The following is a 16,509-nucleotide window of genomic DNA, read 5'->3' as shown; positions in this document are numbered from 1 at the left end:
GTACACGGCCCGCCGGGCCTGAAGCTGCGCGGGAGACGGCAGGTGGAACGACAGGATCCGGTATTCATTCAGGTTGGCGCGCTCGCGGACGGCTTCGCGCCGGAAGCGAACATCCTCGCATCCGTCGATGCGCTCGCCGGGCATACGCTGACGCTCGGCGACGCGTCGGGGGCATGGCGGGTCTACACGTTCGAGCCGGGCGCGCTGCAGTGGCGCGACGCGGCGACCGGCACGGGCGGCCGCGAGCCGTGTCGCGTGACGCGGTTGCGCAACGGGCTGTACTTCGTCGACTACATCGATTCGGCCGCCCGCGCGACGTCGGTCAGTCTCGTGATCGATCTCGACAACGGTGTATGGACGTCGGTTGTCGGCACGCTGCCGACCGAAGCCGACACGCGTATCGACGCATTCACGCGGGTTGCGCGCGGGCTGCCGCTGACGGGCGTCGAGGCCGGTTTCCGGCACGGCACGCTCGGCGGCCATACGCAGCCGGGGCCGCTGCACGGGCCCACGCGCGAGCTGATCGGCAAGCGGACGATGTACCGCTACAGCCCGACCGAATGCTACGAGCACATCTACCTGAACGAGAACTTCTACGCGTGGCAGTGCCTGCAGGGTGTCGAAGGCGGGCTGGCCGATGTCGACCGCTGCCATTACTTCAGGATTGCAGAGGAGCTGTATCTGTTCGTGTGGCGCGAAAAGGTGGTGCCGACGCTCGGCGTCGTGCTGATCGACCTCGCGCAGCGCAAGACAGACGGCAAGATCTTCGGCTACCAGGGCGGCGATTTCGGCACGCTGTCGAACTTCCCGATCGGCGCGCATGCGCAGGTGCTGAACGACACCGTGCATCCGCTCGACGGCGGGGCGCAGCGATGAATGCCGTGCCGGGCAGCGGCCGCCTGCGGGCGGATTTCAGCGGGCGCGTCGTGCTCGTCACGGGCGCCGCGCAGGGGATCGGCGCGGCGATCGCGCGCCGTTTCGCGGAATCCGACGCGTTCGTCGCGCTCGCCGACCTGAACGGCGAGGCCGCCGCCGCGCAGGCCGACGCGCTCGCGAGCGCGGGCGGCGAGGCGCGCGCCTATCGGGTGGATGCGGCCAGCCGCGACCAACTGGGCGCGCTGGTCGCGGCAGTCGAGCGTGACGGCGGCCGGCTCGATGTCGTCGTCCACAATGCCGCGTATTTTCCGCTGACGCCGTTCACGCAGATCGACGAGCCGACGCTCGACCGGACGTTGTCGGTCAACCTGTCGGCGCTGTTCTGGCTCGCACAGGCCGCGTTGCCGGCCTTCGGGCGCGCAGGGGCGGGGCGGCTGCTCGTCACGTCGTCGGTGACGGGGCCGCGCGTCGTGTATCCGGGGCTCGCGCATTACGCGGCGTCGAAGGCCGGTGTGAACGGCTTCATTCGCGCGGCGGCGCTGGAGCTCGCACGCCACAACGTGACGGTGAATGGTGTCGAACCGGGAATGATCCGCACGCCGGCGGCAGGCAATCTTGGCGATGCGTCGGTTGCCGCGCAGATCGCGCACGACATTCCGCTTGCGCGGATGGGCGAGCCGGAAGATGTCGCGAACGCGATGCTGTTTCTCGCGTCGGCCGATGCCGCGTACATCACGGGGCAGACGATCGTCGTCGATGGTGGTGCGACGTTGCCCGAGAGCGGGGCGGTGCTGGGCGGCAAGTGACGGCTGGCCGGGTAACGCGCCGCGCAACGGGGCGGCTCCGGCGGCCTGCCGCGCGTTCACGCAGCAGGCTCGGCATGTTCCGTCGGGGGCATCTTCGCGAGCGTCAGTCCGGCATGCCGTCGTGGTCCCCGAGCGGCCTGGCGGGCCAGTCCACCCAACGGTCCGCGCGGGTAAGCTCGTACGCCTCGTTCTTCGGGTAGCGGATGCGGTTGTCGTCGCGCGGGCGTTCGCCGATCACCATCAGCCTGACCTCGTCCTTCGTGTTGTTGATGAAGGTGTGACAGATGCCGGTGCCCGCCGGAAACGCGACGGAATCACCTTCGGCAACGGGGTACAGCACGCCGTCGATCCAGACATCGGGCTTGCCTTCGAGCACGTACACAAACTCCTGCTCGGTGCTTTCGGCATGCGGATATGACGTCCGCCGACCCGGCAGGAGCCTCACGTGATGAATGCCGATACGGGTGATGCCGAGTTCGGCGGAAAGCGGTGCGTCCAGCGCCATCGGCTCGGTGTCGCCGCGATAGCAATGCGCTTCCGGTTCTTCGAGCTCGGTCCAGTGCTTGATGAAATCGGGGCGGATCATTGGGTGCTCTCCTTTCGGGGGATGTCGACTGCGGCGATTCACGCGCCGGCGTCGGCAGCGGTTTGCGCTTCATCTCGGCGAATGGACCTCCGCCGACAACTTGCCGGCCGATGCGAAACGACGGTTGCGCATCGCGGCTGCCGGGCGGCGGGATGTGTGGCCCGGATGTCGCCGGCGAAGCGATCGGCGACATCCACGGCATTTTGCGACGAACCTGTTTGCATTGTGGAAATGACGTGCGAGACGCGCGCATGCCTCCCGCCGGGTACCGCCGCGACTACAGCCAGCCGTTGCGGATGAACTCGACGATCGAATAGCGGCGGTGCTCGAGATCGTGCTGCCGGACGGCATCGACGATGCGCGATACGCCATCCGCGTAGGGCGTATCGCCCACCACGCGCGATTCGAACTGCAGGCTGCACGCACCGTCGTCGATGCGTATCCGGTGAATCGCGTGGCGGCCGAGCTGATCGTCGGCGACGGCGAATTCGCTGCGCTGCACGTCCGGGTCGCGCACGGAGCGGATGTCTTCCGGCGGCACGCCGAGCGACTGGCCGATCCCGACGGCCGTGCCCGGGACGGACGTCTTGCCGGCCTGGTGCGACTCCGTCAGGCTGATCCGGCAGTCGTGAAACAGGTGACCGCTGGTTTCCAGCATGCTCATGAACTTGAGCATCAGGATGTTCGTGTTCGGACACAGCACGACCGGGAAAGCGTACGCGCCGGTTTCGAGCACGGAGCCGGTGGACAGCTCGACGAGCGGCGACGCGGTGGCCTCGCAGAACGCGATGACGTCAGGGAGTTCGCGGCCGGAACCGGCATGCACGACGATCGAGCGGGCGTCGACATGCCGGGCGTCGCTACGCTGCGCATCGTTGTGCGTGCTGTCCGACCACGCGATCACGCGACAGGTTGCGGGGTCGAGCCGGTGCGCGCCGAGCAGTTCGCTGGCCAGCTTGCCGGTTCCTACGACGAGTACTTGCATGGCATTGACGGGTTGAGGTTCGGAATTCGTTCAGGGCGGGAAATGGCGCCGGCCGTCGGGTGGCCCGGCACGGTCGCGGCGCGTGCCGCAGCAGCGGCCTCGCGCATTATGCCCGGCCGTCTGCGTGCGCGCCCGCCGGGCCGCGCAGGCCGCGCACGCGGCGTGCGGTGCGTCAGCTCGCCGACACCGTCGGCAGCCACGCGTTCGCCGCATTCTGCGTGGCGAGCTGTTTCGCGATCGAGCGCGCGAGTCGATCCGTATCGGACGCCACCGTGTCGTGCTTCGCTTCGGACACGCCATGCAGGCCGGCGCCGACCGCTGGCCTGCGTGCGGGCCGCCGGCGCGGCGGTCATGGCGGTAGTCGCGGTCGATGCGCAGCCGCGCACCGCGTGCACCATGCGTCGAACCTCGACTATCTCGATGCGAACTACGGCGGCGTGCTGATCGTGTTCGACCGGCTGTTCGGCACCTATGTCGCCGAGCGCGCCGACGAGCCGTGCCGTTTCGGCCTCGTCACGCCGACCCGTTCGCGCAATCGGTTCGTCGTCGAACTCGAACACTGGGCGAGCCTCGCCCGCGATGTCGCGACGGCCCGCGACGTGTGGACGGCGATCCGCTTCGTGCTGCTGCCGCCGGGCTGGCGCCCGGACGACCAGGGCGAAACGACGGAGGAACTGCGCCGTCGCAGCCTCGTCGCCGTGCGCACGGATGCGTGAACGCGCTACGCTGTGTCGAATTGCCGGCCGCGCATGCGTGCCGCGGCCGGCATGACCCATGCAATACGCATCATCAAGCAACCCTCGATCCAGGAGAAAACATCGATGGAACACGATTTCAAAGGCAAGGCAGTCGCGATCACCGGCGGATTCGGCCATCTGGGCATCGCGACGGCCGCGTGGCTCGGCGCGCGCGGCGCACGCGTCGCGCTGATCGGCCGCGGCGCGGCCCCGGCGGCAGAGGCACTGCCCGGCGTGCCGGCCGACGCGCTGCGCATCGGCGGCATCGATCTGGTCGATCCGCAGGCCGCCGCGCGAGCGCTCGATACCGTGCAGCGCGAATTCGGCCGGGTCGACGCGCTGCTGAACATCGCGGGCGCGTTCGTGTGGCAGACGATCGCCGACGGCGACGCCGTCACGTGGGACCGCATGTACGAACTGAACGTGAAGACCGCGCTGAATGCATCGAAGGGCGCGCTGCCGCACCTGCTGGCGAGCCCGGCCGGGCGTATCGTCAACATCGGCGCGGGCGCGGCGTTCAAGGCCGGCGCGGGAATGGGCGCCTATGCGGCCGCGAAGGCCGGCGTCGCGCGGCTCACCGAGGCGCTGGCGGCCGAACTGCTCGACCGTGGCGTGACGGTGAACGCGATCCTGCCGAGCATCATCGATACGCCGCCGAACCGCGCGGACATGCCGGACGCGGATTTCACGCGCTGGGTGCGGCCGGAACAGATCGCGGCGACGATCGGGTTCCTGCTGTCGGCCGACGCGCAGGCGATCACCGGCGCGTCGATTCCGGTCACCGGCCGCGTCGCGTAGTCCGGCGGGCACGGGCTCGCGCTCGCGCGGCGGCCGGCCGTGCGTACAATGGCGCACCGGACACACGCGAGCCCAGCCCGAGACCATGCATCAGCCCCATATCCTGATCGTCGAAGATGAAGTGGCGATCGCGGACACGATCGTCTACGCCCTCGGCACCGACGGCATGCAGACCGTCCACTGCACCCTCGGGCAGGCGGCGCTCGACCGCCTGCGCGATGCGCGCTTCGACCTCGTCGTGCTCGACGTCGGCCTGCCGGACCTCAGCGGCTTCGAGGTATGCCGGCGGCTGCGCACGTTCTCCGACGTGCCGGTGATCTTCCTCACGGCGCGGCACGACGAAATCGACCGGATCGTCGGGCTCGAGATCGGTGCCGACGATTACGTGGTCAAGCCGTTTTCGCCACGCGAGCTGGCGGCCCGGGTGCGCGTGATCCTGCGGCGTTTCCACCGGGCGGCCGCCCCCGAATCGATACCCGCGCCCGCGCCGGCACCCGCCGCGACGACCGCACCGGGCTTCACGGTCGATACCGATGGCGCGCGCGTGTCGTGGCTCGGCCACGCACTGGATCTCACGCGCTACGAATTCGGGCTGCTGGCGCTGCTGGTCCGGCATCCCGGGCGCATCTATTCGCGCGAGCAGCTGATGGATCTCGTGTGGCACGAGGCCTTCGATTCGGCCGATCGCACGGTCGACACGCACATCAAGACGCTGCGCGCCAAGCTGCGCGCGATCGACCCCGAGCGCGACCCGATCCGCACCCATCGCGGGATGGGTTATTCGCTGCAACCGTAACGACCGGCACCGCCCATGCATATCGGCCTGCGCATCTTCTTCGGTTTTTTCCTGATCGTCGGGCTGGCCGCGCTGATCACGCTGCGCGTGTTCGTGCAGGAGGTGAAGCCCGGCGTGCGCGAAGCGATGGAGGACACCCTCGTCGATACCGCGCAAGTGCTCGCGACGCTGGCCGCCGACGACATGGCCAGCGGCCATATCGCCGACGGCGCTTTCGCGCGGCAGCTCGCGCAACTTCACGAACGCCCGGTCAGCGCGAACGTGTGGGGCGTGCAGAAGAACGTGATCGGCTACCGCCTCTACATCACCGACGCGCACGGCATCGTGCGCTACGACTCGACCGGCCGCGCGCTCGGGCAGGACTATTCGCGCTGGAACGACGTCTACCGGACGCTGCGCGGCGAATACGGCGCGCGCAGCACGCGCAGCGATCCGAACGACGACAGCAGCACCGTGATGCACGTGGCGGCACCGATCCGGCGCGGCAACGAGATCATCGGCGTGCTGACGATCGCGAAGCCGAACCAGACGGTCGCGCCGTTCATCGCGCGCAGCCAGCGCAAGATCATGCTGTACGGCGCGCTGCTGATGGGCGGCGCGATCCTGATCGGCGTCGCGTGCACCTGGTGGCTGGTGGTCGGGCTGCGTCGCCTGCAGCGCTATGCGCGCGCGATTGCGGCGGGCGAGCGGGCCGACATGCCGCTGCAGGGCGCGAGCGAGCTGGCCGAACTCGGGCGCGCGGTGGAAAGCATGCATCAGCGGCTGGAGGACCGGCAGTACGTCGAGACCTACATCCACACGCTCACGCACGAGATGAAAAGCCCGCTGGCGGCGATCAGCGGTGCAGCCGAACTGTTGCAGGAAGACATGCCGGTTGCGAACCGCCGGCGCTTCACCGAGAACATCCGCCGCCAGGCCGGCCGCCTCGAACAGATGATCCGCAAGCTGCTCGCGCTCGCCGAAGTCGAACAGAAGCAGCGGCTGTCGGTGCGCGAACCGGTCGCGCTGCGGCCGGTGCTCGAACAGCTCGTCGACGATATCGAGCCGCGCGCGCGGCAGCGCGGCGTGAACCTGGCGATCGACGCGAACGACGCGGCCGACCCGGCGGTCGTCGAAGGCGATCCGTTCCTGCTGCGCCAGGCGCTCGGCAACCTGCTCGACAACGCGCTGGATTTCGCGCCGCGGGGCAGCACGATCCGCATCGCGCTCGAACGGCAGCCGGCGGGCAGGGCGCACGTCGCGATCGTGCGCGTCGCCGATGACGGCCCCGGCGTGCCCGACTACGCACTGGCGCGCGTGTTCGAGCGCTTCTATTCGCTGCCGCGCCCCGACGGGCAGGATCGCAGCACGGGCCTCGGGCTGTGTTTCGTCCGCGAAGTCGCGATGCTGCACCGCGGCCAGGTCGCGCTCGCGAACCGCGACGAAGGCGGCGCGTGCGCGACGCTCACGCTGCCGTCGTCGGCCTGACCGCGCTTCACGTTCGCCCCACATTCGGCCCACATTCGCTTCACACCGGCTTCAATCGCCCTTCACCGGGCCGGCGCATGCTGGCGGTACCTTTTACTCCGGTACCTGTCGGCCATGAATCGAGTCCTGTTGTTCAAATTCGCGATCACCGCGTTGCTTGCGCTGCTGATCCTGATCCCGCTGCAGATGGTGCAAAGCATCGTGCACGAACGCTCCGCGTATCGCATGGACGCGCTGCAGAGCATCTGGTCGAGCTATGCGGGGCCGCAGACGGTGTCGGGGCCCGTGCTCGTCGTGCCTTACACGGAAGTCACGCGCGTGCGCGACGAGACGCCCGCCGGCGGCGCGACGAAGACTAGCCTGAGAAGCGAGACGAAGCGCCTGCTCGTGTTTCCGAAGACGCTGAACGTCGACGGCACGCTGACGACCAGCGTCCGCTATCGAGGTATCCACAAGGCGCTGGTGTACGAACTGACGAGCCGGCTGACCGGCACGCTGGCGTTGCCGGACCTGAAGAAGCTGCCGCAGGCGGACGGCCACGTGAGCTTCAAGGTCGACAACGCCTATGTCGCGATCGGCATCGGCGACATTCGCGGGCTGACCGCGCAACCCGACCTGCGTATCGGCGGCGCGCGTTTCGACGTGGAGCAGGGCACGCGGCTGGACAGCCTGCGCCAGGGTGTGCACGCGAACGTCGACCTCGCGGCGCTGGCCGAAGCAGGCGCGGGGGCGGGGGCAGTTGTGCCGTTCAGCATCGACCTGCCGCTGCGGGGCGCGGAGTCCGTCGCGTTCGCGCCGGTGGGCGACCAGAACGATTTCTCGCTGAAGTCGACGTGGCCGCATCCGAGTTTCGACGGCGCGTTCCTGCCGAACAACCGCACGGTCGATGCGCGCGGCTTCACCGGCAACTGGCGCGTGACGTCGTTCAACACGAAGGCGCGCGAGCAGATCGCGACCGGCAACGGGGACAGCGCGATCGAAACGGCGTCGGTGTCGATGATCGAACCCGTGAACGTCTATCTGCAGGCCGAACGCGCAACGAAGTACGGCGCGCTGTTCGTGATGCTCACGTTCGCGAGCTTCTTCATGTACGAGCTCGTGAAGCGGCTGCGCATTCACCCGATCCAGTACACGCTGGTCGGCCTGTCGCTCGCGTTGTTCTTCCTGCTGCTGCTGAGCCTCTCCGAACACATCGCGTTCGCGTATGCGTATCTCGCGGCGAGCGGCGCATGCATCGGGCTGCTCGGCTTCTACCTGTCGTTCGTGCTCCACAGCGTGAAGCGCGGCGCGGTGTTCTCGGCGCTGCTCGCGGTGCTGTACGCGGCGCTCTACGGGCTGCTGCTGTCGGAAGACAACGCGCTGATGCTCGGTTCGCTGCTGCTGTTCGCGATCCTCGCCGGCATCATGACGCTCACGCGCCGCGTCGACTGGTATTCGCTCGGCGCCGCGTGGCAACCGTTGGCCGACAAGGCGGCCGCGGGCGCCGTGAAGCCGGGCGCGCAGGCGAAGTAGGCACGCGGGTGGCGAGCGCGCCGGTCGGCAATGCGACGGCCGGCGCGTCATCCGGCGCGGGACAGCCGCGCTTCACGCGTGCGGTGCGGGCCGGCGAAAACGCGCGAGCGGAATTTCGGCGACGGCGGTGATCTCGATCAGCAGGTCGGGATGGTAGAGACGTTCGACCTGGACGGTCGTCGTCACCGGATAGGGCGCGGCGAAATACGTGTTGCGGATGTCGCCGGCCTGCATGAAGGCATCGATGTCGGTCGCGTAGTGGACGAGCGAGATCACGTCCTGCATCTGCCCGCCCATCGCGGCGAGCACGGCGCGGATGTTGTCGAGCGTCTGCCGTAGCTGCGTGCGCATGTCGCCTTGGCCGACCACCCGGCCGTCGCGGTCGAGCGCCACTTGCCCCTTCAGATGCACGATCCGGCCGTCGCCCTGGATCACGGCCATCGAGAACGCGCCGAACGGCGCCCAGACTTCCGGCGGATTCACTGCTTCGGCCATCACGCGGCTCCTGTGGGCGGCGGCTGCACGGTTCGCGGCGAGCGGCCGCGCAACGGAGGCGCGCCGTCGACAGCACCGCCCGCTTCGTCGACAATCGCGCCATTATGGATGAACGCGCGGCGACGCATGGGGCGTTGTTTCGCGATCACGACGACACACATGGACGATATCCGCGTCATCAAGGATCGTGCGGCGCTCGACGGCACCGCGTACGTCGAACTCATGGGCGGGCCGTATGCGCGCACCTGCTGGAATGCCGGGTCGCTGTTCTTCGACGAGGAAGTGTTCGGGCTGCTCGAGGCGGCAATCGCGCGGCAGATCCCCGACTACGACCATTACACGTTCAACGCCGTCGGCATGGCCGACTGGCTTGCGATCGTCGCCGAACTGGCCGACACGGGCAGGCGGCTCGGCAACGCCGCGCAGCGCACCGACGCGCTCGACCGGCTCGGTTTCATTTTCAGCGGATCGCGGCAGGCTTTCGTCGCTCGTCTCGACGCAAGCTGCGCCGCGCTGGCCGGTGTGATCGCGGAAGTCGACGCGTGGACGCGCGACGTTCGGCTTCGCCACGACCAGGTGACGATCCTGGGGATGTGACGCGGCGCGTGCCGGGTGTCACCACCGACAGGCCGGGCGGCATCCACTTATACTCGAGCTTTTCCGCCATTCGATTTTCGCCGTGCCCACGCCTGCCCCCACCGATCCGTCCATCGACGATCCGCGTCCGACCCCGCCCGTACAGCCCGAACTGGAAGACTGCTGCAACAGCGGTTGTTCGCCGTGCGTTTTCGACCTGTACGACGAAGCACTGGCGCGCTATCGCGTCGAACTGGCGGAGTGGGAAGCGCGGCACGCGCAGCACAAGCCATGACGACAAGCCCGATGCCGGCGAGCGGTGCGCATTTGCCGCGCGTCTCGAGCCGCGCCGGCAGTGGGCGCCGGTTCCGCGTCACGCGCCCGCATGCAGCCGCCGATGCAGCGGCCCGAGCATGGCCGACAGCGCGATGCATGCGAGCAGCACGGCCGTCAGCGCGAACATCGACGTTCTGAAGCCCTGCACATAATCGAGCGCGGCCGGATGCGCGCCGAGCCGGGCGAAGAACACGCCGCCGAGCGTCGCCGCGCCGACGGCCGCGCCGATCTGCAGCATCGCGGTGACCATGCCGGATGCCACGCCCGCGCGGGCGGTATCGACTTCCGCGAGCACGATCCGCACGACCGACGGCAGCACGAGGCCCTGTCCGACACCGATCGCCGCGATTCCCACGTAGAAGCCGGGGCCCGGCGCGGCCGCACCGGCGAGCGCGGCGGCCGTCGCGACGCCGGCCGCGAGCATCGCGAAACCGAGCGTGAGCACGCGATAGCCGCCGAACCGGCCGACGAGCCGCGGCATCAGCAGCGGGCTCGACAGGAAGCCGAGCCCGAGCGGCAGGATCGCGAGCCCCGATGCGAGCGGCGACCAGTTCAGGCAGCCCTGCAGATAGATCCCGTAGCTCAGGAAGAACGCGCTCAGCGTATAGAACAGGAACGCCAGCACGAGTCCGAGTGCGACGACCGGGTTCCGGAACAGGCGCACGTCGAGCAGCGGATCGTGGCCGCCCGCGAGACGGCGCGCCTCGACCGCCAGCAGCGCGCCGAGCATCGGCAGCGCGCCGACGAGGCACGCGACCATCCACAGCGGCCAGCCGGCCTCGCGCCCGTGCGTGAGCGGGTAGACGAGCATCAGCAGGAACAGCGACAGCAGGGCCATGCCGGGCACGTCGATGCGCTGGCCGCGCGGCGGCCGGCTTTCCGGGATGAAGCGCCAGCTGCCGATCAGCGCCAGGATGCCGATCGGCAGATTGACGAGGAAGATCGCGCGCCAGCCGAGCCCGAACGGATGCAGGCTGATCAGCGCACCGCCGCCGAGCTGGCCGATCACGGCCGCAAGGCCGAACACGAAACCGTAGAAGCCCATTACGCGCACCTGCTCCTGCGGGCTGAACACGCTGCGGATCGTCGCGAGCACCTGCGGCGCGAGGATCGCGGCGAACAGGCCCTGCAGCACGCGGCCGCCGACCAGCACCGCGCCGCTGCCGGCGAGCCCGCACAGCGTCGACGCGACGACGAAGCCGGCCATCCCGATCATGAACATGCGCTTGCGGCCGTACAGGTCGCCGAGCCGGCCGCCGGTGATCTGCACGACGGCGTTCGCGCATGCGTACGCCGACACGACGAGCTGCAGCTCGGCCGGGCGCGCGCCGATGCCGTCGCGGATGGCCGGGAGCGCCAGATTCACAATGAAGTAGTCGAGCGGCGGCAAAATCGCGCCAACCAGCAGGACCACCAGCGCCCAGCCGTAGTGGCTGCGCGGTGTCGCCGCGGCGGCCGTGCCGGCCGGGCCGCAGGGGGCAAGGGTGTCGTGGGTCATGGAAACCAGTCCGAAGAAACGAGGGCCGTATCCGCGCCGGACGCGGCGCCGGGGGCGCCGGTTCGGCCGGGGGCGGGCGATTGACCCCCATTCTGGGTGGTGGCAATGAATCGGAAAAGCGGGAATTGGTGGTAGCATCCATCGGGTTATTCGATGGATGGAGAAGGGCGATGCGCGGTTTCGACCTGGATCAGTTGCGTACTTTCGCGGCGGTCGCGGATGCCGGCAGCCTGACGGCCGCCGCGCCGCTGCTGCACCTGTCGCAGTCGACGGTCAGCGAGCAGGTGCGCAAGCTCGAATCGCGCGCCGGCGTGCCGCTGTTCGTGCGCAGCAAGCGCGGCGTCGAGCCGACCCCGGCCGGCTCGCGGCTGCTGCAGCACGCGCGGCGCATCGTCGCGCTGAACGAGGCCGCGTTCGACGAAGTGCGCGGGCAGGCGATCAAGGGCGAGCTGCGCGTCGCGATCACCGATTACTACCGGACGAACGAAGTCGCGGGCCTGCTCGCCCGGCTGCGGGAGTGCTACCCGCAACTGAGCCTGCACGTCAGCGCGATGAAGAGCGCGGACATCGAGGCGGCGCATGCGCGGGGGCAGGTCGATCTCGGCGTGGTGATGAACCTGTCGAGCGGGCCGTTCCGGCCGGCGTCGGCCGATACGCGCTGGGTGCTGCGGCGCGAGCCGCTGTCGTGGGTCGCGTCGCCCGCGCTCGCCGAGCAACTGCCCGAGCCGTTGCCGCTCGTGCTGCTGCCGGACGACTGCATGATGCATCAGGTCGCGGTGCGCGCGCTCGACGAGCGGCATACGCCGTACCGGCTCGTGCACAGCGCGTCGGGGGTCGCGGGGCTGCAGTCGATGCTGGCGGCGGGGCTCGGTGTGGGCTGTCTGTGCGCGTCGGCGATCGGCGAGGGCACGATGCGGCTCGGCGCGAAATACCGTCTGCCGCCGCTGCCCGACGCGGTGTTTTCGCTGACGCCGCCGATGCCGGGCGAACGCGAAACCGTCACGCAGGCGCGCGAGGTGCTGTCGCGGCAATTGCTGATGTAGAACCGTGGAACCGGGCCGCGCGATGCGCGGCGGCGCGTACCTGAGAGGCGCGCCAGGAGAAAAAAATGAACGACGAACTGCAACGCCAGATGGCCGCGAAGCTGCAGGATGCGCTGGAGCGCGTGGTCGACGAACGCTCGCTGATCCACTTCCTGCGCGTGCTCGGCCACGACTGGAACAAGGAGCGGCAGCTCGAGGCCGACCTGCCGCCGTCGCCGTATGCGCGCGCCGCGCTCGGCTGGGAGAACCACTCGATCGGCGAGTACCTGGATGCGATGGTCGACTGGGCCGAGGCATCGGAGGAAGGGCTGCGCTACTACGACCTGCCCGACAATCCGTGGCGGCGCATGGCGGACATCCTGTTCGCCGGGAAAAGCTACGAATAGCGCCGCTCGGGAGATTCGTTCACTGCACGTTCGCCGCTGCGAATCGCTCAACCGCTCAACCGCCCAGCCGTCCAACCGCCTATTCGACCGGTTCGCCGTTCACGTACGCACGCAGCCCGTCGGCCAGCGCATCGAACACCGCGCGGCAGCGCGGGCTCGTGCGCAGGTCCTCGTGCATCACGACCCAGGTTTCCAGCTGCATCGCGGGCCCGTCCGGCAGCACGCGCACGAGCCGCGCGTCGCGTTTCGCGAGCCCGGTCTGACAGAAGCCGATCCCGTAGCTGGCGCGGATCATCGCGAGCTGCGCAAGGTTGCTGTCGGTGCGCAGCGAGAACGCGTCGCGCTTCCACATCGGCATGCCGCGGCCCGCCGAGCGGATGAACGGCGTGACCGTGTCGAAGCCGATCAGCGCGTGATGCGCGAGTTCGTCGATCGTCGCGGGCGCCCCGTTGCGCGCCAGGTAGTCGTCGCGCGCATACAGCGCGACATCGATTTCGCCGATGCGCCGCGCCACGAGCGCCTCCTGCGCGGGCGGCGCCATCCGGACCGCGATGTCGGCCTCGCGCTTGAGCACGTCCTGGATGCGGTCGGTCGGTACCAGCTCGATGACGAGCCCCGGATGGTTGCGCCGCAATTGCGCGAGAACCGGCGGGAGCACTTCGACGGCGATCACGTCGCTGGCCGAGATCCGCACGATGCCGCGCACGCCGGCGCCGTGGCTCGCGGCCGCCCGCTCGAACGCGGCGGCCGCGCTGCGCAGCGCCTCCGCATGGCCGCGCAGCGCGAGCGCCGCCTCGGTCGGCAGCAGGCCGGACGGCGAGCGCGTGAACAGCGTCTGGCCGAACGCGGCTTCGAGTGCCGCGACGTGGCGGCCGGCCGTCGGCTGCGTGATGCCGAGCGCCCGCGCCGCGCCGGACAGCGAGCCTTCCGTCAGCACGGCAAGGAAGGTGCGGTAGCGTTCCCAGTTCAGATCGGTGGTCATGCATAAATGTATAGCCGATCCATTGGGTTCGGCAATTCCTTGATAGCCTCCGGCGCGCCAGAATGCGTGTCATGACGGTTCATTCAAGGAGAGCGGCAATGACGAACCACGCAGGCGGGACGCAACGGCAGGCACTCGTGCTCGGCGCAAGCGGCGGGATTGGCGGGGAAGTCGCGCGGCAGCTGCGCGATGCGGGCTGGCAGGTGCGCGCGCTGAAGCGCGGGCTCGACGCCGAGGCCGTGGAGCGCGACGGCATCGCATGGATGCGCGGCGACGCGATGGACCGCGACGCGGTCGTCCGGGCCGCGCGCGGGTGCAGTGTGATCGTGCACGCGGTGAATCCGCCCGGCTACCGGAACTGGGCCGGGCAGGTGCTGCCGATGATCGACAACACGATCGCGGCGGCGCGGGTGGAGCAGGCCACCGTCGTGCTGCCGGGCACGGTGTACAACTACGGCGCCGACGCGTTTCCGGTGCTGCACGAAGATGCGCCGCAGCACCCGTCGACGCGCAAGGGCGCGATCCGCGTCGAGCTGGAGCGCCGGTTGCAGGATGCGGCCGCGCATGGCGTTCGCACGATCATCGTGCGCGCAGGCGATTTCTTCGGGCCGAAGCTTACCGGCAACAGCTGGTTTGCGGCGGGGCTCGTCAAGGCCGGGCAGCCGGTTGCGGCCATCAGTGTGCCGGGGCGGGACGGCGTCGGGCATCAGTGGTCGTATGTACCGGATGCCGCGCGCACGATGGTCGAGCTGATCGAGCGGCGCGACACGCTCGAACCGTTCGCGCGCTTTCACCTCGGCGGGCACTGGGACGCGGACGGCACGCAGATGGCGGAGGCCGTGCGCCGCGTCGCGCAGCGGCACGGGCTGCGTCCGACGATGCGCAAGTTCCCGTGGTGGTTCGTGTGGGTCGCGGCGCCGTTCGTCACGACGCTGCGCGAATTGCTCGAGATGCGCTACCTGTGGCGCGAGCCGATCCGGCTGGACAACACGCGGGTGACCGCGGTGCTCGGCCGCGAGCCGGTCACGCCGCTCGAAACCGCGATCGAGGCGACGCTGGCGGGGCTAGGGTGTCTCAAGTGAGCAACGGGGGGCGCGAACACAATCGCGTTCTGCTATGATCCGCGCTCCCTTCCTCGACGCTGCTGCAGGAAGGTACCCACGACCGCCGGAATGCCGGAGGTCGCGTCGTACCTTTTTCATTTTCAGCAGCGATGTCTACCTTTCCTCGCTTAAAAAAGGCCTTGCAACGGCAAGGCATCCGTGTCGACCATCACGCCGGCATCTATCACCTGCGCAATGAACTGGCGCAGGCGTCCGTCCTGTTGCCCGCTTCGCTCCCGCTCGAGGAGAAGGCCGTCCAGCAGTTGCTCGCGTTCGCGGCCGTCCGTTCGCCGGACGGCCATCAGCGCGTATGCAAGGCCTGCGCGACGCCGGACTTTCATCCGGGCGGGGTCGCGCCCGTCGGCTCGATCGTCGCGACCGACGACGCGTTCGTGATTCCCGCCGCGATCGGCACCGATATCAACTGCGGGATGCGTCTCGTCACCACGGGCCTCAAGCGCTCGGCGCTCGCGCCGTTCGAGACGGCGCTCGTCGAGCGGCTGACGCGCGCGATTCTCGCGGACCGGCGCGACGTGCCGGTCGGCAGCGATGCCTTCCGCGCGCTGTTCGACGCGGGCCCGGCGGCATTCGTCGATCGTGTCGCGCCGCAGGGGCTCTGGGCGCACGTCGACCGCGACCGGCTCATCGACGAACTGTCGTCGTGCATCGGCCTCGACCGGTTCGACGGCAGCGCGAAATACGCGCCCGACGCGCACGTCGGGTCGCGCGAGGTATTCCGCGACCCTTGCCTCGGCACCCCGGGCTCGGGCAATCATTTCGTCGAACTGCAGGTGGTCGACGCCGTGTTCGACCGGCATGCGGCCTACCGGGCGGGACTCGCGAAGGACGACGTCGTCGTGATGATCCACAGCGGTTCGCGCGATGTCGGCTTCTACGTCGGGCGACGCTGGATGGACCGGGCGCGCGCGGCATGGCCGGCGGGCGTCAGGCATCCGGAAAGCGGCCTGTACGGCCTTTCCGGCGAGCTGGCGCGCGACTATCTCGTCGCGATGGGCACCGCCGCGCGTTATGCGTGGCTCAACCGTGTCGTGCTTGCCGAGATGGTCCGCAAGGAACTGGCGGAGCTCACCGGCGAGACCCGCTCGGCACTCGTGGTCGACGTGCCGCACAACGTCGTGCTGCGCGAAAACGGGATGAACATCCATCGCAAGGGGGCGACCCCCGCCCGCGACGGCGATCTCGCGCTGATTCCCGGATCGATGGGCGATGCGTCGTTTCTCGCGACCGGGCTCGGCCATCCGGACTGGCTGTGGTCGTGCAGCCACGGCGCCGGCCGCAGCGTGCGCCGGCAGGCGGTGCGGCGGATGCGCGCGGAGCAGGCGCCGGGCACGTGGCGCTGTGTGACGCTGCGCGACGAGCGCCGCATCGAGGAAGCGCCGGAAGCCTACAAGCCGATCGGGCCCGTGATCGACGCGCAGGAGCAGGCCGGCCTCATTCGCAGCGCGGTCCGGTTGAAGCCGTGGGTCACGTTCAAGGCATGACGGGCGCCGGCCGCCGCCGCGGCTT

General features: G+C 69.3%; 18 protein-coding genes and 1 pseudogene. 13 read left to right on the top strand and 6 right to left on the bottom strand.

Annotated features, from left to right (window positions below):
* Nucleotides 1-42 precede the first annotated feature (42 nt).
* Nucleotides 43-876 carry a molybdenum cofactor biosynthesis F family protein gene (locus tag ACTJLD_RS21475; RefSeq protein WP_440659728.1) on the top strand — a complete coding sequence of 278 codons (834 nt, stop codon included), beginning with the start codon at nucleotides 43-45 and terminating at the stop codon, nucleotides 874-876.
* Nucleotides 873-1,682: an SDR family oxidoreductase gene (locus ACTJLD_RS21470; RefSeq protein ID WP_440659577.1), complete on the top strand. Its 810-nt coding sequence runs from the start codon at nucleotides 873-875 to the stop codon at nucleotides 1,680-1,682. The genes ACTJLD_RS21475 and ACTJLD_RS21470 overlap by 4 nt, the downstream gene beginning before the upstream one ends.
* Nucleotides 1,683-1,785: 103 nt before the next feature.
* Here the strand turns inward: ACTJLD_RS21470 and ACTJLD_RS21465 are convergent, their stop codons facing one another.
* The 3 genes from ACTJLD_RS21465 to ACTJLD_RS21455 form a co-directional block, all read right to left on the bottom strand.
* Nucleotides 1,786-2,268 (bottom strand): cupin domain-containing protein, encoded by a 483-nt coding sequence (locus ACTJLD_RS21465; RefSeq protein ID WP_440659576.1) that lies wholly within the window; start codon nucleotides 2,266-2,268, stop codon nucleotides 1,786-1,788.
* A gap of 277 nt (nucleotides 2,269-2,545) precedes the next feature.
* Nucleotides 2,546-3,253 (bottom strand): hypothetical protein, encoded by a 708-nt coding sequence (locus tag ACTJLD_RS21460; protein WP_060205101.1) that lies wholly within the window; start codon nucleotides 3,251-3,253, stop codon nucleotides 2,546-2,548.
* Nucleotides 3,254-3,425: 172 nt separating this feature from the next.
* The gene (locus ACTJLD_RS21455) at nucleotides 3,426-3,548 is read right to left on the bottom strand and encodes a hypothetical protein (protein ID WP_255221843.1); all 123 of its coding nucleotides are present in this window, start codon (nucleotides 3,546-3,548) and stop codon (nucleotides 3,426-3,428) included.
* An 82-nt stretch (nucleotides 3,549-3,630) separates the two neighbouring features.
* Here ACTJLD_RS21455 and ACTJLD_RS21450 point away from each other — a divergent pair.
* The 5 genes and pseudogenes from ACTJLD_RS21450 to creD form a co-directional block, all read left to right on the top strand.
* Nucleotides 3,631-3,969 (top strand): annotated as a pseudogene (locus ACTJLD_RS21450) (sterol desaturase family protein); the annotation flags it as partial.
* 105 nt (nucleotides 3,970-4,074) lie between these two features.
* Nucleotides 4,075-4,788 (top strand): SDR family NAD(P)-dependent oxidoreductase, encoded by a 714-nt coding sequence (locus tag ACTJLD_RS21445; RefSeq protein WP_440659575.1) that lies wholly within the window; start codon nucleotides 4,075-4,077, stop codon nucleotides 4,786-4,788.
* Nucleotides 4,789-4,873: 85 nt separating this feature from the next.
* Nucleotides 4,874-5,584, top strand: coding sequence for a two-component system response regulator CreB (gene creB, locus ACTJLD_RS21440; RefSeq protein WP_027789482.1), 711 nt, complete (start codon nucleotides 4,874-4,876; stop codon nucleotides 5,582-5,584).
* A gap of 15 nt (nucleotides 5,585-5,599) precedes the next feature.
* On the top strand, nucleotides 5,600-7,051 hold the full coding sequence (creC, locus tag ACTJLD_RS21435) for a two-component system sensor histidine kinase CreC (RefSeq protein WP_272546321.1): 1,452 nt from the start codon (nucleotides 5,600-5,602) through the stop codon (nucleotides 7,049-7,051).
* A 114-nt stretch (nucleotides 7,052-7,165) separates the two neighbouring features.
* Nucleotides 7,166-8,563, top strand: coding sequence for a cell envelope integrity protein CreD (gene creD / locus ACTJLD_RS21430; RefSeq protein ID WP_060086303.1), 1,398 nt, complete (start codon nucleotides 7,166-7,168; stop codon nucleotides 8,561-8,563).
* 72 nt (nucleotides 8,564-8,635) lie between these two features.
* Here creD and ACTJLD_RS21425 read toward each other — a convergent pair whose 3' ends face one another.
* Nucleotides 8,636-9,058 carry a RidA family protein gene (locus ACTJLD_RS21425; protein WP_060313178.1) on the bottom strand — a complete coding sequence of 141 codons (423 nt, stop codon included), beginning with the start codon at nucleotides 9,056-9,058 and terminating at the stop codon, nucleotides 8,636-8,638.
* Between the two features lie 159 nt (nucleotides 9,059-9,217).
* Between ACTJLD_RS21425 and ACTJLD_RS21420 the strand changes: the two genes are divergently transcribed.
* Together ACTJLD_RS21420 and ACTJLD_RS21415 are read left to right on the top strand one after the other, a co-directional pair.
* Complete coding sequence (locus ACTJLD_RS21420) at nucleotides 9,218-9,655, top strand: hypothetical protein (RefSeq protein WP_027789478.1); 438 nt, start codon at nucleotides 9,218-9,220, stop codon at nucleotides 9,653-9,655.
* A gap of 82 nt (nucleotides 9,656-9,737) precedes the next feature.
* Nucleotides 9,738-9,929 (top strand): oxidoreductase-like domain-containing protein, encoded by a 192-nt coding sequence (locus ACTJLD_RS21415; protein WP_091919022.1) that lies wholly within the window; start codon nucleotides 9,738-9,740, stop codon nucleotides 9,927-9,929.
* Between the two features lie 78 nt (nucleotides 9,930-10,007).
* Here ACTJLD_RS21415 and ACTJLD_RS21410 read toward each other — a convergent pair whose 3' ends face one another.
* Nucleotides 10,008-11,468: an MFS transporter gene (locus tag ACTJLD_RS21410; RefSeq protein ID WP_440659574.1), complete on the bottom strand. Its 1,461-nt coding sequence runs from the start codon at nucleotides 11,466-11,468 to the stop codon at nucleotides 10,008-10,010.
* A 170-nt stretch (nucleotides 11,469-11,638) separates the two neighbouring features.
* On the opposite strand from ACTJLD_RS21410, the gene ACTJLD_RS21405 reads away from it, so the two are divergent.
* Nucleotides 11,639-12,511 carry a LysR family transcriptional regulator gene (locus tag ACTJLD_RS21405; protein ID WP_059698697.1) on the top strand — a complete coding sequence of 291 codons (873 nt, stop codon included), beginning with the start codon at nucleotides 11,639-11,641 and terminating at the stop codon, nucleotides 12,509-12,511.
* Between the two features lie 65 nt (nucleotides 12,512-12,576).
* Nucleotides 12,577-12,897, top strand: coding sequence for a DUF7660 family protein (locus ACTJLD_RS21400; protein ID WP_048026777.1), 321 nt, complete (start codon nucleotides 12,577-12,579; stop codon nucleotides 12,895-12,897).
* A gap of 79 nt (nucleotides 12,898-12,976) precedes the next feature.
* Here the strand turns inward: ACTJLD_RS21400 and ACTJLD_RS21395 are convergent, their stop codons facing one another.
* Nucleotides 12,977-13,879: a LysR family transcriptional regulator gene (locus ACTJLD_RS21395; RefSeq protein WP_440659573.1), complete on the bottom strand. Its 903-nt coding sequence runs from the start codon at nucleotides 13,877-13,879 to the stop codon at nucleotides 12,977-12,979.
* Between the two features lie 98 nt (nucleotides 13,880-13,977).
* Here ACTJLD_RS21395 and ACTJLD_RS21390 point away from each other — a divergent pair, with 98 nt between their 5' ends.
* Both ACTJLD_RS21390 and ACTJLD_RS21385 read left to right on the top strand, forming a co-directional pair.
* On the top strand, nucleotides 13,978-14,961 hold the full coding sequence (locus ACTJLD_RS21390; RefSeq protein WP_440659572.1) for an NAD-dependent epimerase/dehydratase family protein: 984 nt from the start codon (nucleotides 13,978-13,980) through the stop codon (nucleotides 14,959-14,961).
* 131 nt (nucleotides 14,962-15,092) lie between these two features.
* Nucleotides 15,093-16,484 (top strand): RtcB family protein, encoded by a 1,392-nt coding sequence (locus ACTJLD_RS21385; RefSeq protein ID WP_027789472.1) that lies wholly within the window; start codon nucleotides 15,093-15,095, stop codon nucleotides 16,482-16,484.
* Nucleotides 16,485-16,509 lie beyond the last annotated feature (25 nt).

The organism is Burkholderia sp. 22088 (genome assembly GCF_052045915.1).
GTDB classification, from domain to species: domain Bacteria; phylum Pseudomonadota; class Gammaproteobacteria; order Burkholderiales; family Burkholderiaceae; genus Burkholderia; species Burkholderia cepacia.
The sequence above is the reverse complement of the archived record's forward strand: the minus strand, read 5'-3'. Positions and strand labels throughout refer to the sequence as shown.